We start from the raw sequence: 22,005 nt of genomic DNA on the forward strand, positions 1-22,005 counted from the left end.
GGAATGACATGCAGCGCCTAACCCGCCCCGGCTGGCCCGGTAATCTGCTGGCCGTGGTGGCCGGTGCCATCACCACCCTGGCGTTGGCGCCGTTCGACGTGTGGCCATTTGCGCTGCTGGCGGTCGGGCTGTTCTATATCGGGCTGCGGGACCTGAGCCCGCGCCAGGCCCTGGGCCGTGGCTGGTGCTTCGGTTTCGGCTTGTTCGGCGCCGGCACCAGCTGGATCTACTACAGCATCCACCACTTCGGCGGCGCTTCGGTGCTGCTGGCGGGTTTCTTGATGCTGCTGTTTACCGCCGCCATCGCCTGGTTCTTCGCGCTGCCCGCGTGGTTGTGGGCGCGCTGGTTGCGTCGTAACGAGGCTCCATTGGCGGATGCGTTGACGTTTGCTGCGTTGTGGGTGGGCCAGGAAGCGTTTCGCGGCTGGTTCCTGACGGGATTCCCGTGGCTGTACTCCGGCTACAGCCAGCTTGACGGCCCGCTGACGGGTTTGGCGCCCGTGGGCGGTATGTGGCTGATTTCCTTTGCCCTGGCACTCACGGCGGCGCTGCTGTGCAACTTGCCGCGCCTGCTGGCTGGCAAGCGGAACGCATTCATTGGTGCAGGCCTTGTGTTACTGGTCGCGCCCTGGGCGATCGGCCTGGCGCTCAAGCATCACGCCTGGACCAGCCCGTCTGGCGCGCCGCTGAGCGTGGCCGCCATCCAGGGCAACGTCGAACAAAGCATGAAGTGGGACCCGGAGCAGCTCAACGCACAGCTCGCGCTGTACCGCGACATGAGCTTCACCTCCAAGCCCGTCGACCTGCTGGTGTGGCCGGAAACCGCCGTGCCGGTGCTCAAGGAGTCTGTCGAAGGCTACCTGGGCATGATGGGCAAGTTCGCTGCCGACCGGCACACCGCGCTGATCACCGGCGTACCGATCCGCCAGGAAGTGCATCACCAGAAGCGCTACTTCAACGGTATCACCGTGGTTGGCGAAGGTGACGGCACCTACCTCAAACAGAAGCTGGTGCCGTTTGGCGAGTACGTGCCGCTGCAGGACATGCTGCGCGGCCTGATTGCCTTCTTCGATTTGCCAATGTCCGACTTCGCTCGCGGCCCGTCAGACCAGGCAATGCTGCAGGCCAAGGGCTATCAGATTGCGCCGTTCATTTGCTACGAAGTGGTGTACCCGGAGTTCGCTGCCGGCCTGTCGGCCCAGAGTGATCTGCTGCTCACCATCAGCAACGACACGTGGTTCGGCCGCTCCATCGGTCCGTTGCAGCACCTGCAAATGGCGCAGATGCGTGCGCTCGAAGCCGGTCGCTGGATGATCCGCGCCACCAACAATGGCGTGACCGGCCTGATCAACCCGTTCGGTCAGATCACCGCGCAGATCCCGCAATTCGAACGCGGCATCCTCTACGGTGAAGTCGTGCCGATGCACAACCTTACGCCGTACCTGCAATGGCGCTCATGGCCGTTGATCATTGTGTGCCTGGGGCTGTTTGGCTGGGCGCTGCTGGCCGGTCGCATGGCCAAAACCGTCTGACAGACAAACACAGACACCCAATGTGGGAGCGGGCTTGCTCGCGAATGCGGTGGATCAGTCAATACATTTGGTGACTGACACACCGCATTCGCGAGCAAGCCCGCTCCCACATTTTGATTTGCGGTGTTATTGGTAGAACACCCGATACCCCACCTGCCCCACCGCTTCATTGATCAACTGCCCGCTCTGCCACACCGACTTGAACTCCGGCATCCAACCACCCAGCGGCCGGGCGTTGTCCACGCCCAGGAAACCCACGGGCGCCGGGACCACGGTGAAACCGGCCTTTTCAAAGCTCCAGACCGAACGCGACATGTGCCAGGCCTGGGTCACCACCACCACGCGCTTGATACCTTCCGGCAATAGAATCTCGGCACTCATCTGCGCATTTTCCCAGGTCGTACGGCTGCGCTCTTCCTTCCAGCGTACGGTTACACCGAAATCATCCTGCATCGACACGGCCATCAACTCCGCCTCGCTGGGCGGTGTGCCGTAATGCAGGCCACCGGAGGTCAGCACCGGCAAACCGGAAGCCTCGGCCAAGCGTGCGGCGTAGCGCTGGCGCCCCAGGCCGATACCGGTGGGCTGGTCGGTGCCCCAGGCCGGATCACCGCGTTCACGCCCCGAACCCAACACCACAATGGCGTCGGCGCGCTGGGCCAGGGTGCTCCAGTCCTCACGGGCCAACGGTGGCTCGCTTTCCAGGGCCCGGGCACCCCACTCCACCATCACCGGCAAGCTGATCAGCCACAGGCCACCCAGCCCCAGGGCGAAGCAGCACGCCGCCAAGCGCGGACGGCTGCGACGAAACCACCAGGCAAGGGCCAGCAACAGCAAAAGAATGCCGGGCGGCAGGAGCAGTTGTTTGATGAAGTAACGAATAGGCATCGGGCATCTCCATAGATGCCCGAAGCCTAAGGTGTAACGGGGTTTAGCGACAATCTTTACGGTGACATAGAGCGATGATGCAGTTCAGGGGGAGTGAACTACTTGTGGCGGGCGGACCGGAGTTTTTCCGCGCCACGACCGGCCGACAAGTCCTTGAGCCACACCACCTTGGCTGAATGCGTAGGCTCCTTGATGGGCGGGGTTGCCACCCAAGGAGGCGCACTGCGCCCATTGCGGTCCAGATAAGCATTGATCAGTTCCAGCTCCGCGCGGCTAAGCCCACGCAGTTCCAACTCAACAGGCCGTTCATCACGCAATCGGCCCGCTGTCCTCGCTGCATCCAATGCACGACCCAATCGGTCGATCAGTCCTTCGTAGATATCCGGTGTCGTTACGATTCGCTGCGATTCAACCATCCCCTCACCTCATTGAAGATATGACTCATTCCCCAATAAACAGCGTAGCCCCCATGGCTGCACCTGCCTGGCGCCGCGACAGACGGCCCTGCCTGCGCAATCAGGGTTTCCCTCGATAGAGTGGGGTCATGTATGCTACGGCGCTTCCTGTAACTCCACTTCCCGCAGGGTTTGGGCACGGACGCGCCGCTTTTTGGTGTCGATCAACCTGAATGTTGCACCGAAGAGGATTAGGCCACCCCTATTCAGTTCAAAAGTAGCCATGCACGAACAATATCAGCCCCGTGAAATAGAAAATGCCGCCCAAACCTTCTGGGACGAGCAAAAGTCCTTTGAAGTCAGTGAACAGCCAGGCAAGGAGACTTACTACTGCCTATCGATGTTCCCTTACCCCAGCGGCAAGCTACACATGGGGCACGTGCGTAACTACACCATCGGCGACGTGATTTCCCGTTACCAGCGCATGCAAGGCAAGAACGTCCTGCAACCCATGGGTTGGGACGCCTTCGGCATGCCGGCGGAAAACGCCGCGATGAAAAACAACGTGGCGCCCGCCAAGTGGACCTACGAAAACATCGCCTACATGAAAACCCAGCTGCGCAGCCTGGGCCTGGCGGTGGATTGGTCCCGCGAAGTGACCACCTGCAAGCCGGATTACTACCGCTGGGAACAATGGCTGTTCACTCGCCTGTTCGAAAAAGGCGTGATCTACAAAAAAAGCGGCACCGTGAACTGGGACCCGATCGACCAGACCGTCCTGGCCAACGAACAGGTGATCGACGGTCGCGGCTGGCGCTCCGGCGCGCTGATCGAAAAGCGCGAAATCCCGATGTACTACTTCAAGATCACCGCCTATGCGGATGAGCTCTTGTCGAGCCTCGACGACCTGCCGGGCTGGCCTGAGCAGGTCAAGACCATGCAGCGCAACTGGATCGGCAAGTCGAAAGGCATGGAAGTGCAGTTCCCGTACAACGTCGACTCGATCGGCGAAGCGGGCGCACTCAAAGTCTTCACCACCCGTCCGGATACCCTGATGGGCGCGACTTACGTCGCCGTGGCCGCCGAGCACCCGCTGGCCACCCAGGCCGCACAGAACAACCCTGAGCTGCAGGCGTTCATCGCCGAATGCAAAGGCGGCAGTGTGGCCGAAGCCGACGTTGCCACCCAGGAGAAAAAAGGCCTGCCCACCGGCCTGTTCGTCGAGCACCCACTGACGGGCGAGAAGCTGCCGGTCTGGGTCGCCAACTACGTGCTGATGCACTACGGCGATGGCGCAGTAATGGCTGTGCCGGCTCACGACGAGCGCGATTTCGAATTCGCCACCAAATACAACCTGCCGATCAAATCCGTGGTGCGCACCAGCTCGGGCGATACCAACCCGGTCCCGTGGCAAGACGCCTACGGCGAGCACGGTGAACTGATCAATTCCGGCGAGTTCGACGGCCTGGACTTCCAAGGCGCTTTCGATGCAATCGAAGTTGCACTGATCAAGAAAAACCTCGGTGCCTCGCGCACCCAGTTCCGTCTGCGTGACTGGGGCATCAGCCGCCAGCGCTACTGGGGCTGCCCGATCCCGATCATTCACTGCGAAAGCTGTGGCGACGTGCCAGTACCGGAAGACCAACTGCCGGTGGTCCTGCCGGAAGATGTGGTACCGGACGGCGCCGGTTCGCCATTGGCGCGCATGCCCGAGTTCTACGAATGCAGCTGCCCGAAATGCGGCCAGCCTGCCAAGCGTGAAACCGACACCATGGACACCTTCGTCGAGTCCTCGTGGTACTACGCCCGTTACGCCTCGCCGCACTACGAGGGTGGCCTGGTGGAAAAATCCGCGGCCGATCACTGGCTGCCGGTTGACCAGTACATCGGCGGTATCGAACACGCCATCCTTCACCTGCTGTATGCGCGCTTCTTCCACAAGCTGATGCGCGATGAAGGCCTGGTGAGCTCCGATGAGCCGTTCAAGAACCTGCTGACCCAGGGCATGGTGGTCGCCGAGACTTACTATCGCCGAGAAGCCAATGGCGCCTATACCTGGTTCAACCCGGCCGACGTTGAGCTTGAGCGCGACAGCAAAGCCAAGGTCATCAGCGCCAAGCTGATCGCCGACGGCCTGCCGGTGGAAATCGGCGGCACCGAGAAGATGGCCAAGTCAAAGAACAACGGCGTTGACCCACAGTCGATGATCGATCAGTTCGGCGCCGACACCTGCCGCCTGTTCATGATGTTCGCCTCGCCGCCCGACATGAGCGCCGAATGGTCCGACTCCGGCGTCGAAGGTTCGCACCGCTTCCTCAAGCGCGTCTGGCGCCTGGCGCACGCCCACATCAGCCAGGGCCTGCCGGGCAAACTGGACGTGAACGCCTTGAGCGACGAGCAGAAACTGATTCGCCGCAGCACCCACCTGGCCATCAAGCAAGCCAGCCAGGACGTGGGCCAGAACCACAAGTTCAACACCGCCATCGCCCAGGTGATGACGCTGATGAACGTGCTGGAAAAAGCACCACAAGCGACCGAACAGGATCGTGCACTGGTACAGGAAGGCCTGGAAACGGTCACCCTGCTGCTGGCACCGATCACGCCGCACATCAGCCACGACCTGTGGAACCGCCTGGGCCACAGCGAAGCCGTCATCGATGCACGCTGGCCGGTGCAGGATGACAGCGCCCTGGTACAGGACACGCTGCAACTGGTGATCCAGGTCAACGGCAAATTGCGTGGCCAGATCGACATGCCGGCTACCGCCAGCCGCGAAGACGTTGAAGCGGCTGCCCGCGTCAACGAAAACGTGCTGCGCTTTACCGAAGGCCTGACGATCCGCAAAGTGATCGTGGTGCCTGGCAAACTGGTCAATATCGTCGCTAGCTAATCGGATCGGGCGCAGGGCTTGAGCCCTGCGTCGAACAAAGCCTTCAGGGCCTCGATAAGGCCCACATGGTTTCAAGGGGAGCAACAAAATGATCAAACGCAATTTGCTGGTAATGGGCCTTGCCGTGCTGCTGAGCGCTTGCGGCTTCCAGCTGCGCGGCACCGGCACCAACGACCTGGCGATCAAGGAACTGGACGTCAGCGCCCGCAATGCCTACGGCGACACCGTGATTCAGTTGCGCCAGGTTCTGGAAAACAGCGGCGTGCACGTTTACACCGGCGCGACCTACAAGCTGTTCCTGGCTGATGAGAGAGAAACCCAGCGCAACCTGAGCTACGCCAGCGCCGGCCGTGCGTCGGACATCGAGTTGAGCACCGAACTGAGCTTTCAAATCCAGGGCCGCGACCATCTGCCATTGATGGGTGACAAGATCCAGGTCCAGAAGGTCGTGAGCCACGATGGCAACAACCTGGTGGGCTCGGACTCGGAAATCGTCCAAGTGCGCAAGGAAATGCGTCGTGAGCTGGTCCAGCGCATGATCCTGCGCCTGCAACTGCTGACGCCAGTGCAATTGGAAGCCCTGCAGCAGGCCGCTGACAACAAGGCCAAGGCCGACGCTGATGCGCTGAAAGCCGCCAAAGAGTACGAAGACAACACGCCGAAACAATCGCCTGTTGAAGTACCTGTCGAGTAAGCCAGACGGGGCGCCCCAAACGCCCCGTTCGCCCTGCCTATGAAACTCGCTCCCGCCCAACTCGCCAAACACCTGCAAGGTGGCCTTGCGCCTGTCTATATCGTCAGCGGCGATGACCCGCTGCTGTGCCAGGAAGCCGCCGACGCCATCCGCATGGCGGCACGCCAGCAAGGCTTCGACGAACGCCAGGTCTTCAGCGCCGACGCCAGTTTCGACTGGGGCACGCTGCTGCAAGCTGGCGCAAGCATGTCGTTGTTTGCCGAAAAACGCCTGCTGGAACTGCGCCTGCCTTCGGGCAAGCCGGGCGACAAAGGCGCTGCCGCCTTGATGGAATACTGCTCACGCCCGGCCGAAGACACGGTGCTGCTGATCAGCCTGCCCAAGCTCGACGGCAGTGCGCAGAAAACCAAATGGGGCAAGGCCCTGGTGGAAGGGGCGCACACCCAGTTCATCCAGATCTGGCCAGTGGACAGCAACCAGCTGCCGCAGTGGATTCGCCAGCGCCTGTCCCAATCGGGGCTGTCGGCGACCCAGGACGCGGTGGAGCTGATCGCCGCCCGGGTCGAAGGCAACTTGCTTGCCGCCGCCCAGGAGATCGAAAAGCTCAAGCTGATGGCCGAAGACGGGCAGATTACCGTCGAGACCGTCCAGGGCGCCGTGGCGGATAGCGCACGCTTTGATGTGTTCGGACTGGTGGACGCGATCCTTAATGGCGAACCCGCCCACGCCCTGCGCATGCTCGAAGGCCTGCGTGGCGAAGGGGTGGAACCACCGGTGATTCTCTGGGCCCTGGCCCGTGAACTGCGCGTACTGGCCAATATTGCCCTGCAATACAGCCAGGGCACGCCGCTGGACAAGGCCTTCAGCCAAGCCCGGCCGCCGGTATGGGACAAGCGCAAACCGCTGATGAGCAAAGCGCTGCAGCGGCACTCGGCGCAACGCTGGGCGCAACTCTTGCTGGAAGCGCAGCGCATCGACGCACAGATCAAGGGCCAGGCGGCCGGTTCGCCATGGATGAGCCTGAGCCGTTTGTCGCTGTTGATGGCCGGCCAGCGCTTGACCCTCCCCGCCGAATAACACCCTCTTGAAACACCACGTTCCCCTGTGGGAGCCGAGCTTGCCCGCGATGCAGGCACCTCGTTTTTTCAGAGGCATCGAGCTGATGCTATCGCAGGCAAGCCAGCCCCCACATTCACCGCGCTTACTTCAGCTTACGAAAACACCTACACATCGCCGGGCTTTACAGCGGCCCGACTTCGGCAGATGATTTGCACCGCTTCATCCCACCTGACGAGAGTACCGTCCATGAGCAAAAAGCCATCCAAGCATGGCCCCAACAAGGCCAAATCCATCATCGCCCAGCCACTGTTCCGCAGCCGTCAGGAACGCGCCGGCAAGGGCAAAGGCAGCTACCGCCGCGAAGCCTTCCAGTCTAATAGCTGGGAGGCTTCTTACTTTCTGGCTGCCTGAAGGCAAGCGCCCCTCTGACATGATAAGGTCTGCACCTGATTTGTAATCCCTGGACCTGTGCATGCCCTCTAGTCTTTCCCATCGTTGGCACCTTCGCCAATTGATCGCTGCCTCCAGCCTCATTCTGCTCGTCGCCTGCGCGGAAAAACCGACCGCCGCCGACGCTCAACCCCTGCCCAAACTCCAGACCGCCCCCGTGGTAGCGCCCGCTGTCGTGGCCCCGCTGGCCGTGGACAATCTGGACATCCAACCGACCCAGACCTTCGCCGAATGGCAGGCGGGCTTTCGTGTGCAAGCCCTGCAGGCCGGCATCACCGCTGCCGTGTTCGACAACGCCTTCGCCAATGTCACCCCGGACATGGCGGTGATCCGGGCCGATCGCAGCCAGCCTGAATTTTCCCGCCCGGTGTGGGAGTACCTCGATGGCGCCCTCTCGCCACTGCGCGTACGTAACGGCCAGTCGCTGTTGATCAAGTACGCCGACATCCTGCAAAGCATCGAACAACGCTATGGCGTCGACCGCCAGGCATTGGTGTCGGTATGGGGGATGGAGAGCAACTTCGGCCAGTTCCAGGGCAATAACTCAGTGATCCGCTCACTCGCGACCCTGGCCTATGAAGGCCGTCGCCCAGCATTCGCCCAGGCGCAATTGCTGGCCGCGTTGCAGATCATCCAGCATGGCGATATCCAGGCCGACCAGATGAAAGGCTCCTGGGCCGGCGCCATGGGCCAGACCCAATTCATCCCGACCACCTACAACACCCACGCCGTGGACTTCGATGGCGACGGTCGCCGCGATATCTGGAACAGCCCGGCCGACGCCCTCGCCTCTACCGCGCACTACCTGCAAAGCTCCGGCTGGCAGAAGGGCCAGCCGTGGGGCTTCGAGGTGAAACAACTGCCGGCGAATTTCGATTACGCACTGGCCGATGGCGGCATCCGCAAGACAGTTGCTGAATGGCTGAAACTGGGCATCCAACTGCCGCCGGGCGCAACCCTGCCGCCGAACGTTGACCAACTGTCCGCTGCCTTGCTATTGCCGGCCGGTTACCGTGGTCCGGCCTTCCTGGTGCTGGATAACTTCCGTGCAATCCTCAAGTACAACAACTCGTCGTCCTACGCATTGGCGGTTGGCCTGCTGTCGGAACGCTTCGCGGGCGGTGGCGTGATTCGTGGCGATTGGCCGAAGGATGAGCTGCCGTTGAGCCGCTCGCAGCGTATCGACCTGCAGACAGCCTTGAGTGCCAATGGCTATGACGCGGGCAACCCGGACGGCATTATCGGCGCCAATACGCGCAAGGCGATCCGTGCAGCGCAGCAAGCGCTGGGCTGGCCGGCGGATGGCTATCCGACGGTGAAGCTGCTGGAATCGTTGCAGAACCGCTAGATCGGCTTATGGCTGCCACCGCTTTCGCGAGCAAGCCCGCTCCCACATTTGACCGAGTTCCAACTTTGGAATGCTGACAAATGTGGGAGCGGGCTTGCTCGCGAAGGCGGTTTGTTAGGCGACAACAAGCTCAGGCCTTGAACACCACATCCTGCTCCAACACCACCCTCTTCTCCCCCGCATCCAGCCTGACCAACGCGCCCATCGGCAGCGTCAGATTCGGATCACAATGCCCGCTGCGCCAGCCTGACAGCACCGGAATGCGCAAGGGTTCGAAGGTCTGCTTGAGTAGGCGCTCCAGCGCGGCACCGTCCACCCCCGCCACATCCCCGACCAGCACACCGGCAACCTGCGCCAGCTTGCCCGCCAAACGCAGGTGCGTCAGCAGGCGGTCAATGCGGTAGATCGGCTCGTTGACGTCCTCGATCAGCAGGATGATGCCTTCTGCGTCGATCTCGAAGGGCGTGCCCATGACCGCCGCGATCATCGACAGGTTGCCACCCAGCAAGCGCCCACAGGCAATGCCAGGTTCGAGGGTGGTCAGCGGGTAAGCTGCCGGGTGCGCCAGCACGCTGCCAGCGCCCAATTGGCCGCGCAGCATGCTGAACAATGAAGACTCGGTAGGTTGCTGCTTGTCACCCAACAGGTCGGCGTTGAGCATCGGCCCGTGGAAGGTCACAAAACCGGCGTAGCGGCTGATTGCCAGGTGCAGAGCGGTTATATCGCTGTAGCCTACGAATGGCTTGGGGTTGGCGCACAACAGGTCGAAGTCCAGGCTGTCGAGCAGGCGTGGCGTGCCGTAACCGCCACGCAGGCAGAAGATGGCGTCGATATCGGGGTTGGCAAAGGCGTTGTGAAGGTCGTTGAGGCGGGTTTTATCGCTGCCGGCGAGGTAGCCATCGCGTTCATAGACGCCGGGGAAGATCCGCAGGTCGTAGCCGCGAGTACGCATCCATTGGCCGGCTTTTTCGACGTCCAGGATGGCGGGGCCGGCGGGGGCGATCAGGGCGATGGTGCCTTCGCTACGAAGGGCAGGAACGGCGGCGGTCATACACAACTCTCCCTAACTAACGCGGAGCGAAATGTGGGAGGGGCTTGCCCCCGATAGCGGTGGATCAGCAAGCACATGTAGCGACTGACATACCGCAATCGGGGGCAAGCCCCCTCCCACATAAGCCCCCTCCCACACTGGGCCTGAACCCCGATCAGGAAACCAGGCTAGCCTTGACCAGCTTGGCCTGTTCATCAGCGTGATACGAGGAACGTACCAACGGCCCCGACGCCACGTTCTTGAAGCCCATCTTGTAACCTTCCTCGGCGAACCAGGCGAAGGTGTCAGGGTGCACGAAACGCTGCACCGGCAAGTGGCTGCGGGACGGTTGCAGGTACTGGCCCAGGGTCAGCATGTCGATGTCGTGTTCGCGCATGCGCTTCATGACTTCGATGACTTCTTCGTCGGTCTCGCCCAGGCCCAGCATCAGGCCGGATTTGGTTGGGATGTGCGGCATCATCTGCTTGAATTTCTGCAGCAGGGTCAGCGACCACTGGTAGTCCGACCCCGGACGCGCCGCCTTGTACAGGCGTGGCACGGTTTCCAGGTTGTGGTTGAACACATCCGGTGGCTCGGCGGCGGTGATTTCCAACGCGACCTCCATGCGACCACGGTAGTCCGGCACCAGGGTTTCGAGCATCACGTTCGGCGACAGCTTGCGAATCTCGCGGATGCAGTCGGCAAAGTGCTGGGCACCGCCGTCACGCAGGTCGTCGCGGTCAACCGAGGTGATTACCACGTACTTGAGTTTCAGGTCGGCGATGGCGATGGCCAGGCTTTCCGGCTCGTTGACGTCCAATGGCTTCGGACGGCCGTGGCCCACGTCGCAGAACGGGCAACGACGGGTGCAGATGTCACCCATGATCATGAAGGTGGCGGTGCCGCCGGAGAAGCACTCGCCCAGGTTCGGGCAGGACGCTTCTTCGCACACGCTGTGCAGCTTGTGTTTGCGCAGCAAGGCCTTGATACGGTCGACTTCCGGCGAAACCGGGATGCGCACGCGGATCCAGTCAGGCTTCTTCGGCAGTTCGGTGGTCGGAATGATCTTCACCGGGATGCGTGCAACCTTCTCGGCGCCGCGCAGCTTGACGCCGGCTTCCACCTTGGCACGCGGGGCCGGGGCCGGACGTTCGGTAACGTCCACCGTCGGGATCATGGTTTGCACTGCATCAGTAGTCATAATCAGTCGATTCCGCCCGTAAGGGTCGTCTGCTCAGCATAGTCGAGGTGTTTGACGAGCTGCGCACGCAGCCGGGCACTTACCTCGGCAAATTTAATCGGTGTGGCATGGTCGCTCAGTTGCGTCATCGCCAACCCGGCATAGCCACACGGGTTGATGCGCCGGAACGGTGCCAGGTCCATGTCCACATTCAGGGCCAGGCCATGAAAGGAACAACCGTGGCGAATGCGTAAACCGAGGGAGGCGATTTTCGCGCCGTCCACGTACACACCGGGTGCATCGGGCTTGGCCGCGGCGCTCACGCCGTAACTGGCCAACAGCTCGATCAGGCAAGCCTCCATACGGCTTACCAAGTCACGTACGCCGAACCCAAGCTTGCGAACGTCCAGCAGCAGATACGCCACCAGTTGACCCGGACCATGGTAAGTCACTTGCCCCCCTCGGTCGACCTGCACCACCGGAATATCACCCGGCAGCAACAGATGCTCGGCCTTGCCGGCCTGCCCCTGGGTGAAGACCGGCGGGTGTTCCACCAACCAGATTTCATCGGGTGCCGACGTGCCGCGCTCGTTGGTGAACCGCTGCATGGCGTGCCAGACGGGCTCGTAGTCCATCCGGCCGAGCTCGCGAAAGCCCAGGACGTGAGACATCACAACACCATGTGCACGAAGCCCGTGGCCCGCAGTTCGCTGTTGATGTTGTAGAGCTGGTCTTGATCGATCGCAACGATGTGCAACTGGATCGTGGTGTATTTGCCGGTTGAACTGGATCGTTCGTCCACGCGCTGATCGTTGATCGTTGCGTGTTTACGCACGATCTCAAGGATCAGGTCTTTACGGCCGACACCGGTATCGCTGATCACCTTGATGGGATAGTCCACCACCGGGAATTCGATCTTTGGCGCCTTTACTTCTTTATCGGTCATGGCGTAACGGCCTCGTAAGCGTAAGCCGTGGCGACGGGCAAAGCCCCGCGTCGGATCAACGCGGGGCTTTGCAGGTGCACACTATCAGTTGAACAAGCTGTAGAAGAATAGACGGATGCTATCCCAGACGCGGCGGAAGATACCACCTTCGTCGACGGCGTCCAGGGCGATCAGGTCGGCGCTGTGCACCACTTTGTCGTCCAGCTTGACTTCGACCTTGCCGATCACATCACCCTTGGCGATTGGGGCAACCAATTGCGGGTTCATGGTCATGCTGGCCGCAAGCTTTTTCAGCTGGCCTTTAGGCATGGTCAGGGTCAGGTCGTCGGCCAGGCCGGCTTTGACCTGGGAGGTCGCGCCTTTCCACACTGGCGCGGTCGCCAGCTCAGCACCCTTCTGGTAGAAAGTCTGGGTTTCGAAGAAACGGAAACCGTAGGTCAGCAGCTTTTGCGTCTCGGCCGCACGGGCCTGCTCGCTGTTGGTACCGAAGACCACGGCGATCAAGCGTTGGCCGTCACGGACAGCAGACGACACCATGCAGTAGCCGGCTTCGTCGGTGTGGCCGGTTTTCAGGCCATCGACGGTCTTGTCGCGCCACAGCAACAGGTTGCGGTTAGGCTGCTTGATGTTGTTCCAGAAGAATTCCTTCTGGGAGTAGATCGCGTAGTGCACCGGGTCGACGCGGATGATCGCGCGCGCCAGGATCGCCATGTCGTGAGCCGACGAGTAGTGCTCTGGGTTCGGCAGGCCGGTCGGGTTCATGAAGTGGCTGTTGGTCATGCCCAGGTCGGCCACGGTTTTGTTCATCATGTCGGCGAACGCGTCTTCGCTGCCGGCGATGTGCTCGGCCAGGGCGACGCTGGCGTCGTTACCGGACTGGATGATGATGCCGTGCAGCAGGTCGCTCACGGTGACCTGCGAGCCAACCTTGATGAACATCCGCGAACCGCCGGTACGCCAGGCGTTTTCGCTGACGGTGACCGGGTCGTTCTCGCCGATCTGGCCGCGACGGATTTCCAGGGTCGCGATGTAGGCGGTCATCAGTTTGGTCAGGCTGGCCGGCGGCAGGCGCTGGTCACCGTTGCTCTCGACCAGCACGTTGCCACTGGCGGCATCCATGAGGACCCAGGACTTGGCGGCCAGTTGCGGGGAAGCCGGCACCATTTCAACGGCCCAAGCGGCCGGGGTGATGATCAGCGAAAGAAGCAGGCACGTGCGTTTGGCTAAGGTGGTGATGTTCATCCGTCTCTCGAAATTGCTTATGGAAACTTGCCCTCGCGGGCAAAACTTATATCAGACAGCCCGTTGCCAGACTGTCGCGTGTTCGGTTGCCCGCTCACCCCTTGCCCCTGGGTTTTTATTGTTCAACGAGCCAACAACCAGGGTTCGAGCCCGCGCACGAGCCTGAACCATCAATGCTTACTTATTCTGAAGTGACCACGCTGGGTTGCCCCAGGTTGGCCATGCGTACGCTGTTCTGTACGTGAGCGACTTCGCTCGGCGAGCCGATCGGGCCCATGCGTACACGGTGCAATGTCTGCTGGTTACGCACGATGGAGCTGATAAACACCGGCGCGTTGACCATACCACTGAGCTTGGACCTTAACAGTTCTGCCGCATCCGGGTTGGCGAAAGCACCCACCTGCAGGTATTGCCCGCCGGCCATGGATGCGCCAGGCGCCGCATGGGGTACGACCACGGTATCAGGCGCGTGCTGTGCCGGCGGCGGCGTCCACTGCTCGATCTTGCCCGTGGAGGCCGTCACTTGCGGCTGTTGGGTTTGCGGCTCGTTGAGCATCAACGGCGCCGGCTTGCCACGCTGGGCCCAGTACTGGGCCGGGTCAATGCCTTCGACCTTGACGCGCGCGGTGCCGGTTTCGGCGTAACCGAGTTTCTTCGCGGCGGCGTAGGACAAGTCGATGATGCGGTCCGAATAGAACGGCCCACGATCGTTGACCCGCAGGATCACCGTGCGGTTGTTGTCCAGGTTGGTCACCCGCACATAGCTGGGCAGCGGCAACGTCTTGTGGGCCGCGCTCATGCCGTACAGGTCATACACTTCGCCGTTGGCGGTGTTCTGGCCGTGGAATTTGGTGCCATACCAGGACGCCGTGCCCGATTGCACGTAGGTCTTGGACTCCTGCAGCGGGAAGTAGCTCTTGCCCAGCACGGTATAGGGGTTGGCCTTGTACGGGCCAGTGTGCAGAGTTGGCGTGGCATCCGGGATCTTTGACACGTCGACGTCCCACCACGGCGCGCCGTCTTTGTGCGCGCGGTTGATGTCCAGGCCTGGCTGGGCACGGACGACTGCGCCGCCGGACTTCTGCGCCGGCGCGCGGCTGTTGGTGGTGGAACAACTGACGACCAGCAGGGACAACGCGGCGAACGCCACCAGCTTGAGCGGTTGATAGAACGGCGATGCCCGCATTACTTGTTGCCCCGTGCTTGGACCAGCATGTCTGACAGCTGATGCACGGCCATGGCGTACATCACACTGCGGTTATAACGCGTGATTGCGTAGAAATTCTTCAGGCCCATCCAGTATTCCGGACCGTTTTCGCCTTCGAGGCGGAACGCGGTGACCGGCATATCATCAGGCAGCGCATTCTGACTCGACCAGCCCAGCGCCCGCAACTCCCCGACCGTCTTGGCGGGCTCGATGCCCTGGGTCAGGCCTTCATCGGCACGGTCCCCGGTGACGTCGGCGCGGATCACCACCGGCTCGCCAGCGACCCAGCCATGGCGCTTGAAGTAGCTGGCCACGCTGCCGATGACGTCGTCGGGGTTGCTCCAGATATTGATATGCCCGTCGCCGTCAAAATCCACCGCATAGGCGCGGAAACTGCTCGGCATGAACTGCGGCAAGCCCATCGCCCCGGCGTAGGAACCCTTGAGGGTCAGCGGGTCGACCTGTTCTTCGCGCGCCAGCAGCAGGAATTCACGCAGCTCCTTGCGGAAGAAGTCAGCGCGCGGCGGGTAATCAAAGCCCAGGGTCGACAAGGCGTCGATCACCCGGTAACTGCCGGTATTGCGCCCGTAAAACGTTTCGATACCAATGATCGAGACAATCACCTGGGCCGGCACGCCGTATTCCTGCTCGGCGCGGGCCAGTACCGCCTCGTGCTGGCGCCAGAAGTCCACACCCCGCGCCACGCGGGCGTCGGTGAGGAACATCGGGCGGTATTCCTTCCACTGTTTCACGCGTTCGGCTGGGCGAGAGATGGCGTCGAGGATCGCCTGCTTCTTCTGGGCTTCGCGGAACACGCCCATCAGTTGTTCACCGGCGAAACCATAGTCGCGGGTCATTTCACCGACAAACTCGGCGACCTGGGGTGAACCATCGTAGTCACCGGCCTGCGCCTCTTGCGTTGCGCCCAGCAGCCCAATCAGGCCCATCCAGGACGCGTGCCGAGTCGCCCAGCCGCGCATTACTTGCATTGACATCTTCACCTTATTCAAACCTGCGCGATCCATTTACGATGCGTATGAATCGACATCAAAACCCCAAACGCTGACAGCAATGTCACCAGCGAAGTTCCGCCGTAGCTAATGAACGGCAACGGCACCCCAACCACCGGCAACAGGCCACTGACCATACCGATGTTGACGAAAACGTAAACAAAAAAAGTCATGGTCAAGGCACCGGCCAGCAATTTGCCGAACAGCGTCTGCGCCTGCGCGGTGATCACCAGGCCGCGACCAATCAACAGCAAATAGATCAGCAACAGCGCGCATATGCCCACCAGGCCGAACTCTTCGCCCATCACCGCAATGATGAAGTCGGTGTGGCTCTCGGGCAAAAAGTCCAGGTGCGACTGGGTGCCCAGTAACCAACCCTTGCCAAATACTCCGCCGGAACCGATGGCGGCCTTCGACTGAATAATGTTCCAGCCCGTGCCCAACGGGTCGCTTTCGGGGTCGAGGAACGTCAGGATCCGCTGCTTCTGGTAGTCGTGCATAAAAAAGAACCACATGGCCACGGCCACGGGCACGGCGGCGGCCAGCACGCTGAGGATCCAGCGCCAGCGCAATCCGCCCATGAACAGCACGAACGCACCGCCCGCCAGGATCAGCAGCGAGGTGCCAAGGTCAGGCTGGCGCACGATCAGGATGAACGGCACCCCGATCAGAATCAGGCTGATTCCCACGTGCTTGAGCTGCGGCGGCAAGGTGCGCTTGGACAGGTACCAGGCGATGGTCGCCGGCATCAGAATCTTCATGAATTCCGACGGCTGGAAGCGAATCACCCCCGGGATGTTGATCCAGCGGGTCGCCCCCATGGCGTTGTGGCCCATCACGTCCACCACCACCAGCAGCAGCACGCCAGCGACATAACCGAGTGGCACCCATCGCGCCATGAAGCGCGGCTCAAGCTGGGCGATCACCACCATCGACAACAACCCCAGGCCGAACGACGACGCCTGTTTGATCAGCAGGTCCCAGTTCTTGCCACTGGCCGAATACAGCACGAACAGACTGCCGGCCGCCAGGGTCAGCAGCAGGATCAGCAACGGGCCATCAATGTGCATGCGCTGCAGCAACGTCGCACGGCGACGCATCACATCCTCACTGGAGAGGATGCGGTCAAAATTACTCTTCACGGGCCGTAACCTCGGTGCTTGAAGGGGGGCCGCCATATTCGGGCTTGAGCCTGCCGTCGTCGGCCAACAGCCAGGCGTCCATCACTTGGCGCACCACGGGCGCAGCGACGCCGGAACCGGACTCGCCGTTCTCGACCATCACCGCCACCACGATTTTCGGGTCGTCCGCCGGGGCAAAGCCGACAAACAAGGCGTGGTCACGGTGGCGCTCCTGGACCTTGGTGCGGTCGTATTTTTCACCCTGCTTGATCGCCACCACCTGAGCGGTACCGCTCTTGCCGGCGATGCGGTATTGCGCGCCAACCGCCGCCTTGCGTGCGGTGCCACGGGCGCCGTGCATGACTTGCTGCATGCCGTGGTTGACCTTGGTCCAGTCCGACGCATCGCGCAGCACAATGTCCGGGATCGGGTTGTCATCCACCGGCTTTTCGCCTTCGATGGTCTTGGCCAGGTGCGGACGGTTCCAGATACCTTTGTTCGCCACCAGTGCCGTGGCCTGGGCCAGTTGCAGCGGCGTGGCCTGCATATAGCCCTGGCCAATGCCAAGAATCAGGGTTTCACCCGGGAACCACGCCTGGCGACGGGTCGCTCGTTTCCACTCCCGCGACGGCATCAAGCCGGGGGATTCCTCGAACATGTCCAGGGAGACCTTCTGGCCGAGGCCGAACTTGCCCATGTAGGCGGACAAGCGGTCGATGCCCAGCTTATGCGCCAGGTCGTAAAAATAGGTGTCGTTGGAGCGCATGATCGCGGTGTCCAGGTCGACATAGCCGTCACCGGTGCGGTTCCAGTTACGGTATTTATGATCGTAGTTGGGCAGCATGTAGTAGCCCGGGTCGAACACCCGGCTGGAGGCCGTGACCACCCCCGCGTCCAGACCGGCAATCGCCACCGCCGGCTTGATCGTCGACCCCGGCGGGTACAGACCGCGCAGTACGCGGTTGAACAGTGGCCGGTCAATGGAGTCACGCAACTCGGCGTAAGCCTTGAAGCTGATGCCGGTCACGAACAGGTTGGGGTCAAAGCTTGGCTGGCTGACCATCGCCAGCACTTCGCCGGTCTTCGGATCCAGGGCAACCACCGCGCCGCGACGACCGCCCAAGGCCATCTCCGCCGCTTCCTGCAATTTGATGTCCAGGCTCAGCACGATGTCCTTGCCGGGCACCGGATCGGTGCGTTTGAGCACCCGCAGCACGCGGCCACGGGCGTTGGTCTCGACTTCTTCGTAACCCACTTGGCCGTGCAGCTCGGGCTCGTAGAAACGCTCGATGCCGGTCTTGCCGATATGGTGGGTGCCGCTGTAATTGACCGGATCGAGGGTTTTCAGCTCTTTTTCGTTGATTCGCCCCATGTAACCGACAGAGTGAGCAAAGTGCGGCCCTTGCGGGTAATGCCGCACCAACTGCGCCACCACTTCCACACCCGGCAAACGGAATTGGTTCACCGCGATCCGTGCGATCTGCTCTTCGGTCAGCTCAAACAGGATCGGTACCGGCTCGAAAGGCCGGCGCCCCTGTTTCATGCGTTTTTCGAAGATCGCCCGGTCTTCCGGCGTCAGCTGCAGCACCTCGACGATCACATCGAGGATCTGCTGCCAGTCACCGGAGCGCTCACGGGTCATGCTCAGACTGAAGCTGGGCCGGTTATCCGCCACTACCACGCCATTGCGGTCGAAGATCAGCCCGCGGGTCGGCGGGATCGGCTGCACATGCACCCGGTTGTTTTCCGACAAGGTGGAGTGATAGTCGTACTGGATCACCTGCAGGAAATACAGGCGCGCGATCAGCACACCCAATAACGCCACCACCATGATTGCGCCAAACACCACACGCGAGCGTACAAGACGTGCGTCTTTCTCGTGGTCCTTGATGCGGATCGGCTGGGTCATCGGGAGGGGCGCAGATTATTTGTGGTAAGGGTGCCCGGACAGAACTGTCCAGGCGCGATACAGCTGTTCACCGATCAGAATCCGTACCAACGGATGCGGCAGCGTCAGCGCCGACAGCGACCAACGCTGATCCGCCCGCGCACAGACTTCCGGCGCCAGCCCTTCGGGGCCGCCGACCATGAAGTTGACCGTACGCGAATCCAGGCGCCAGCGATCCAGTTCCACCGCCAACTGCTCGGTGCTCCAGGGTTTGCCGTGGACTTCGAGGGTGACGATGCGCTCATTGGGGCCGACCTTGGCCAACATGGCTTCGCCTTCCTGACGGATGAAGCGCGCCACGTCGGCATTCTTGCCCCGGGTATTGAGCGGTATCTCGACCAATTCCAGCGACAGCTCAGCGGGCAGACGCTTGGCATACTCATGCCAGCCTTCTTCCACCCACTTGGGCATGCGTGAACCGACAGCAATCAGACGCAGGCGCACAGCCGTTCCTTATTCCTGGTCTTTGTTCAGCTTGTCGAAGTGCGCGTGACCCACTTCCGGGCTGTGGTGCTTGCCATCGGCGGCACGGCTCTGCTCGGCGCCTTTCCACAGACGCTCCAGGTCGTAGAACTGACGGGCGTTGGAGGTCATCATGTGAACGATCACGTCGTCCATGTCCAGCAGCACCCAGTCACTGTCGCCCTTGCCTTCTTCACCCAGCGGCTTCACGCCTTGGGCTTTGACGGCTTCGCGGACCTTGTCGAGCATCGCGCCGATCTGGCGGTTCGAGGTACCGGTGGCGATGATCATGTAGTCGGTGATGCTCTGCTTGTCGCGCACGTCCAGTACCTGGATGTCCTGGGCCTTGACGTCTTCAAGGGCCGCCACGGCGACTTTTACCAGTTCTTCGCCAGCCAGCTCAGGGCCGGTGTGGGCTTCTACTGGCAGCGGAGCGCTTTTGAAGGTGCCTTTGCGCTTAACTTTGCTTACGTCTTTGTTCGTCATATAAAACTCGTTTTGCTCGTATGTTCGGGCGCCCGCTCTACGACTGTGCGTAGGTTCGAGCGCGCCTTTTCAGTTCGACGCACGGTAAAGCCCGTGCGCATCGATGTAGGCCAGGACCGCGTCAGGCACCAGGAAACGTACCGACTTCCCGCTGGCCAGCAGTTGACGGATCTGGGTGGCGGACACCGCAAGCGGGGTCTGCCAGACGAATGCAATATTCCCGTTCGGCCCGGTCAGGGCCAAGGGGTCACTTACCGACCGCGCGGCCAGCAGGTTGCGCAAGGCATCCGGCGGTTCGCTGTCGGCATCCGGGCGTTGCAAAACCAGGATGTGGCAATGCTGGAGGAGTTCCTCCCAGCGATGCCAAGAGGGCAGGCCGCAAAATGCGTCCCAGCCCAAAAGCAGAAACAACTGGTCATCCACGGCCAACTCGGCGCGTATCAGTTCCAGGGTGTCCACAGTGTAGGACGGTTTATCGCGCTTGAGCTCGCGGTCGTCCACCACCAGCGGCGTTATGCCGTCCACCGCCAGGCGCACCATTTCCAGGCGCTGCTGTGGCGACACTTGCGGCGTATCGCGATGGGGCGGCCGAGCGTTGGGCATCATGCGCAGCTCGTCCAGCGCGAGGGCATCCGCGACTTCCAGGGCACTGCGCAAATGGCCGATGTGCACGGGGTCGAAGGTACCGCCGAGCAGCCCGATGCGTTTACCCATCAAGTGCGCACATGACCATCGCCGAACACCACGTACTTCTCACTGGTCAGGCCTTCCAGGCCAACCGGGCCGCGGGCGTGGAGTTTGTCGGTGGAAATACCGATCTCCGCCCCCAGGCCGTACTCGAAGCCGTCGGCAAAACGCGTCGAGGCGTTGATCATCACCGAAGCGGAGTCCACTTCGGTGAGGAAACGCCGGGCATCGCTGAAATGCTCGGAAACAATCGCGTCGGTGTGCTTGGAGCCGTAGGTGTTGATGTGTTCGATGGCCTCGTCGAGGTCGTCGACAATCTTGATCGACAGGATCGGCGCGGTGTATTCGGTGTACCAGTCAAGCTCGGTCGCTTCGATCACGTCCGCGCCCAGCAGCGCACGGGTACGCCCGCAGCCCCGCAGTTCCACGCCCTTGTCGCGGTAGATGGCAGCCAGCGGCGGCAGCACGCGATCGGCAATGCCGACGTGCACCAGCAGCGTCTCCATGGTGTTGCAAGGGGCATAGCGGTGGGTCTTGGCGTTGTCGGCGATGCGGATCGCCTTGTCGATGTCGGCGGCGATGTCGATGTACACATGGCACACGCCGTCCAGGTGCTTGATGACGGGCACTTTTGCATCACGGCTGACACGTTCGATCAGGCTCTTGCCACCACGCGGCACGATCACGTCGACGAATTCGGGCATGGTGATCAGCGCGCCTACGGCGGCGCGGTCGGTGGTTTCCACCACTTGCACCACTTCGGCAGGCAACTCGGCCACGGCCAGGCCCTGCTGGATGCACGCGGCGATGGCACGGTTGGAATTGATCGCCTCGGAACCGCCACGCAGGATAGTGGCGTTGCCGGATTTGAGGCACAGGCTCGCGGCGTCGATGGTCACGTTCGGACGCGACTCATAAATGATGCCGATCACGCCCAGCGGCACGCGCATCTTGCCGACCTGAATGCCGGATGGCAGGTAACGCATGTCACGGATTTCACCGATGGGGTCAGGCAGCTTGGCCACCTGACGCAGGCCTTCGATCATGTCGTCGATACGTGCCGGGGTCAGCGCCAGGCGGTCCAGCAGGGCCGGTTCCAAGCCATTGGCGCGGCCGTTGGCCAGGTCTTGCTCGTTGGCGGCGGTCAGCTCGGAGCGCGAGGCATCCAGAGCGTCGGCGGCGGCCAGCAGGGCACGGTTCTTCTGCGCAGTGCTCGCACGGGCGATCAGCCGCGAGGCCTGACGGGCAGCGCGACCCAGGCGGGTCATGTAGTCAAGAACGGACTCAGTCATAGTCAGGGAGTCTTGGCAGGGAGGAAAGCGGCAGATTATAGCTGTGACGCCGCCCGACTGACAGCGGTGAGGGGCGGATGGTCGAAATGAACTGTAAAAACCTGGGGTTCAGCGGTAATTAAGGTGGGAGTTGTTATG

At 61.8% G+C, this 22,005-nt stretch carries 21 protein-coding genes; 6 read left to right on the plus strand and 15 right to left on the minus strand.

The genetic code is table 11. From position 1 onward, the window contains the following. The first annotated feature begins 8 nt into the window (after window positions 1–8). A complete protein-coding gene (gene lnt / locus AB4N92_RS08580; protein ID WP_010206773.1) occupies window positions 9–1,532 on the plus strand; it encodes an apolipoprotein N-acyltransferase in 1,524 nt (507 codons plus the stop codon). Window positions 1,533–1,658: 126 nt separating this feature from the next. Here lnt and AB4N92_RS08585 read toward each other — a convergent pair whose 3' ends face one another. Both AB4N92_RS08585 and AB4N92_RS08590 read right to left on the minus strand, forming a co-directional pair. Further along, complete coding sequence (locus AB4N92_RS08585; protein ID WP_010206774.1) at window positions 1,659–2,420, minus strand: YdcF family protein; 762 nt, start codon at window positions 2,418–2,420, stop codon at window positions 1,659–1,661. Window positions 2,421–2,518: 98 nt separating this feature from the next. Then, window positions 2,519–2,836 (minus strand): hypothetical protein, encoded by a 318-nt coding sequence (locus tag AB4N92_RS08590; protein ID WP_021492967.1) that lies wholly within the window; start codon window positions 2,834–2,836, stop codon window positions 2,519–2,521. 262 nt (window positions 2,837–3,098) lie between these two features. Here AB4N92_RS08590 and leuS point away from each other — a divergent pair, with 262 nt between their 5' ends. The 5 genes from leuS (at window position 3,099) to AB4N92_RS08615 (ending at window position 9,256) form a co-directional block, all read left to right on the plus strand. Then, a complete protein-coding gene (gene leuS / locus AB4N92_RS08595; RefSeq protein WP_236266953.1) occupies window positions 3,099–5,705 on the plus strand; it encodes a leucine--tRNA ligase in 2,607 nt (868 codons plus the stop codon). Window positions 5,706–5,793: 88 nt separating this feature from the next. Then, window positions 5,794–6,399 (plus strand): LPS-assembly lipoprotein LptE, encoded by a 606-nt coding sequence (locus AB4N92_RS08600; protein WP_010206777.1) that lies wholly within the window; start codon window positions 5,794–5,796, stop codon window positions 6,397–6,399. Between the two features lie 39 nt (window positions 6,400–6,438). Further along, window positions 6,439–7,476 carry a DNA polymerase III subunit delta gene (holA, locus tag AB4N92_RS08605; protein ID WP_042571616.1) on the plus strand — a complete coding sequence of 346 codons (1,038 nt, stop codon included), beginning with the start codon at window positions 6,439–6,441 and terminating at the stop codon, window positions 7,474–7,476. Between the two features lie 228 nt (window positions 7,477–7,704). Then, the gene (arfA, locus tag AB4N92_RS08610; RefSeq protein WP_003176285.1) at window positions 7,705–7,869 is read left to right on the plus strand and encodes an alternative ribosome rescue factor ArfA; all 165 of its coding nucleotides are present in this window, start codon (window positions 7,705–7,707) and stop codon (window positions 7,867–7,869) included. Window positions 7,870–7,930: 61 nt separating this feature from the next. Beyond that, the gene (locus AB4N92_RS08615; RefSeq protein ID WP_010206779.1) at window positions 7,931–9,256 is read left to right on the plus strand and encodes a lytic murein transglycosylase; all 1,326 of its coding nucleotides are present in this window, start codon (window positions 7,931–7,933) and stop codon (window positions 9,254–9,256) included. Between the two features lie 130 nt (window positions 9,257–9,386). Here the strand turns inward: AB4N92_RS08615 and AB4N92_RS08620 are convergent, their stop codons facing one another. The 13 genes from AB4N92_RS08620 to AB4N92_RS08680 all read right to left on the minus strand — a co-directional run bounded on the left by AB4N92_RS08620 (window position 9,387) and on the right by AB4N92_RS08680 (window position 21,867). Further along, complete coding sequence (locus tag AB4N92_RS08620) at window positions 9,387–10,307, minus strand: S66 peptidase family protein (protein ID WP_236266952.1); 921 nt, start codon at window positions 10,305–10,307, stop codon at window positions 9,387–9,389. A 154-nt stretch (window positions 10,308–10,461) separates the two neighbouring features. Further along, window positions 10,462–11,463, minus strand: a complete 1,002-nt coding sequence (gene lipA / locus AB4N92_RS08625; RefSeq protein WP_162098517.1) for a lipoyl synthase — start codon at window positions 11,461–11,463, stop codon at window positions 10,462–10,464. A gap of 26 nt (window positions 11,464–11,489) precedes the next feature. Beyond that, window positions 11,490–12,137 (minus strand): lipoyl(octanoyl) transferase LipB, encoded by a 648-nt coding sequence (gene lipB / locus AB4N92_RS08630; protein WP_010206783.1) that lies wholly within the window; start codon window positions 12,135–12,137, stop codon window positions 11,490–11,492. Further along, window positions 12,137–12,412 (minus strand): DUF493 domain-containing protein, encoded by a 276-nt coding sequence (locus AB4N92_RS08635; protein WP_010206784.1) that lies wholly within the window; start codon window positions 12,410–12,412, stop codon window positions 12,137–12,139. The genes lipB and AB4N92_RS08635 overlap by 1 nt, the downstream gene beginning before the upstream one ends. A gap of 84 nt (window positions 12,413–12,496) precedes the next feature. Then, window positions 12,497–13,654 carry a D-alanyl-D-alanine carboxypeptidase family protein gene (locus AB4N92_RS08640; protein WP_010206786.1) on the minus strand — a complete coding sequence of 386 codons (1,158 nt, stop codon included), beginning with the start codon at window positions 13,652–13,654 and terminating at the stop codon, window positions 12,497–12,499. A 181-nt stretch (window positions 13,655–13,835) separates the two neighbouring features. Next, a complete protein-coding gene (locus tag AB4N92_RS08645) occupies window positions 13,836–14,840 on the minus strand; it encodes a septal ring lytic transglycosylase RlpA family protein (RefSeq protein ID WP_010206787.1) in 1,005 nt (334 codons plus the stop codon). Then, entirely contained in the window at window positions 14,840–15,850 is a 1,011-nt protein-coding gene (mltB, locus tag AB4N92_RS08650) for a lytic murein transglycosylase B (protein WP_236266951.1), read from the minus strand. Before mltB ends, AB4N92_RS08645 begins: the two co-directional genes overlap by 1 nt. Before the next feature lie 17 nt (window positions 15,851–15,867). Further along, entirely contained in the window at window positions 15,868–16,971 is a 1,104-nt protein-coding gene (gene rodA, locus AB4N92_RS08655) for a rod shape-determining protein RodA (RefSeq protein ID WP_042570827.1), read from the minus strand. Between the two features lie 31 nt (window positions 16,972–17,002). Beyond that, a complete protein-coding gene (gene mrdA / locus AB4N92_RS08660; RefSeq protein ID WP_021492969.1) occupies window positions 17,003–18,901 on the minus strand; it encodes a penicillin-binding protein 2 in 1,899 nt (632 codons plus the stop codon). Window positions 18,902–18,916: 15 nt separating this feature from the next. Next, window positions 18,917–19,384 carry a 23S rRNA (pseudouridine(1915)-N(3))-methyltransferase RlmH gene (gene rlmH, locus AB4N92_RS08665; RefSeq protein ID WP_003176297.1) on the minus strand — a complete coding sequence of 156 codons (468 nt, stop codon included), beginning with the start codon at window positions 19,382–19,384 and terminating at the stop codon, window positions 18,917–18,919. A gap of 9 nt (window positions 19,385–19,393) precedes the next feature. Then, window positions 19,394–19,888, minus strand: a complete 495-nt coding sequence (gene rsfS / locus AB4N92_RS08670; protein WP_010206793.1) for a ribosome silencing factor — start codon at window positions 19,886–19,888, stop codon at window positions 19,394–19,396. 69 nt (window positions 19,889–19,957) lie between these two features. After that, complete coding sequence (nadD, locus tag AB4N92_RS08675) at window positions 19,958–20,602, minus strand: nicotinate-nucleotide adenylyltransferase (RefSeq protein WP_010206794.1); 645 nt, start codon at window positions 20,600–20,602, stop codon at window positions 19,958–19,960. Further along, the gene (locus tag AB4N92_RS08680; RefSeq protein ID WP_021492970.1) at window positions 20,602–21,867 is read right to left on the minus strand and encodes a glutamate-5-semialdehyde dehydrogenase; all 1,266 of its coding nucleotides are present in this window, start codon (window positions 21,865–21,867) and stop codon (window positions 20,602–20,604) included. The genes nadD and AB4N92_RS08680 overlap by 1 nt, the downstream gene beginning before the upstream one ends. Window positions 21,868–22,005 lie beyond the last annotated feature (138 nt).

Source organism: Pseudomonas sp. S3_A09 (genome assembly GCF_054668065.1).

Coding starts and splice junctions, on each gene's coding strand:
- lnt (WP_010206773.1), top strand. CDS start 9: ATGCAGCGCCTAACCCGCCCCGGCTGGCCCGGTAATCTGCTGGCCGTG.
- AB4N92_RS08585 (WP_010206774.1), bottom strand. CDS start 2,420: ATGCCTATTCGTTACTTCATCAAACAACTGCTCCTGCCGCCCGGCATT.
- AB4N92_RS08590 (WP_021492967.1), bottom strand. CDS start 2,836: ATGGTTGAATCGCAGCGAATCGTAACGACACCGGATATCTACGAAGGA.
- leuS (WP_236266953.1), top strand. CDS start 3,099: ATGCACGAACAATATCAGCCCCGTGAAATAGAAAATGCCGCCCAAACC.
- AB4N92_RS08600 (WP_010206777.1), top strand. CDS start 5,794: ATGATCAAACGCAATTTGCTGGTAATGGGCCTTGCCGTGCTGCTGAGC.
- holA (WP_042571616.1), top strand. CDS start 6,439: ATGAAACTCGCTCCCGCCCAACTCGCCAAACACCTGCAAGGTGGCCTT.
- arfA (WP_003176285.1), top strand. CDS start 7,705: ATGAGCAAAAAGCCATCCAAGCATGGCCCCAACAAGGCCAAATCCATC.
- AB4N92_RS08615 (WP_010206779.1), top strand. CDS start 7,931: ATGCCCTCTAGTCTTTCCCATCGTTGGCACCTTCGCCAATTGATCGCT.
- AB4N92_RS08620 (WP_236266952.1), bottom strand. CDS start 10,307: ATGACCGCCGCCGTTCCTGCCCTTCGTAGCGAAGGCACCATCGCCCTG.
- lipA (WP_162098517.1), bottom strand. CDS start 11,463: ATGATCCCGACGGTGGACGTTACCGAACGTCCGGCCCCGGCCCCGCGT.
- lipB (WP_010206783.1), bottom strand. CDS start 12,137: ATGTCTCACGTCCTGGGCTTTCGCGAGCTCGGCCGGATGGACTACGAG.
- AB4N92_RS08635 (WP_010206784.1), bottom strand. CDS start 12,412: ATGACCGATAAAGAAGTAAAGGCGCCAAAGATCGAATTCCCGGTGGTG.
- AB4N92_RS08640 (WP_010206786.1), bottom strand. CDS start 13,654: ATGAACATCACCACCTTAGCCAAACGCACGTGCCTGCTTCTTTCGCTG.
- AB4N92_RS08645 (WP_010206787.1), bottom strand. CDS start 14,840: ATGCGGGCATCGCCGTTCTATCAACCGCTCAAGCTGGTGGCGTTCGCC.
- mltB (WP_236266951.1), bottom strand. CDS start 15,850: ATGCAAGTAATGCGCGGCTGGGCGACTCGGCACGCGTCCTGGATGGGC.
- rodA (WP_042570827.1), bottom strand. CDS start 16,971: ATGCGTCGCCGTGCGACGTTGCTGCAGCGCATGCACATTGATGGCCCG.
- mrdA (WP_021492969.1), bottom strand. CDS start 18,901: ATGACCCAGCCGATCCGCATCAAGGACCACGAGAAAGACGCACGTCTT.
- rsfS (WP_010206793.1), bottom strand. CDS start 19,888: ATGACGAACAAAGACGTAAGCAAAGTTAAGCGCAAAGGCACCTTCAAA.
- nadD (WP_010206794.1), bottom strand. CDS start 20,602: ATGGGTAAACGCATCGGGCTGCTCGGCGGTACCTTCGACCCCGTGCAC.
- AB4N92_RS08680 (WP_021492970.1), bottom strand. CDS start 21,867: ATGACTGAGTCCGTTCTTGACTACATGACCCGCCTGGGTCGCGCTGCC.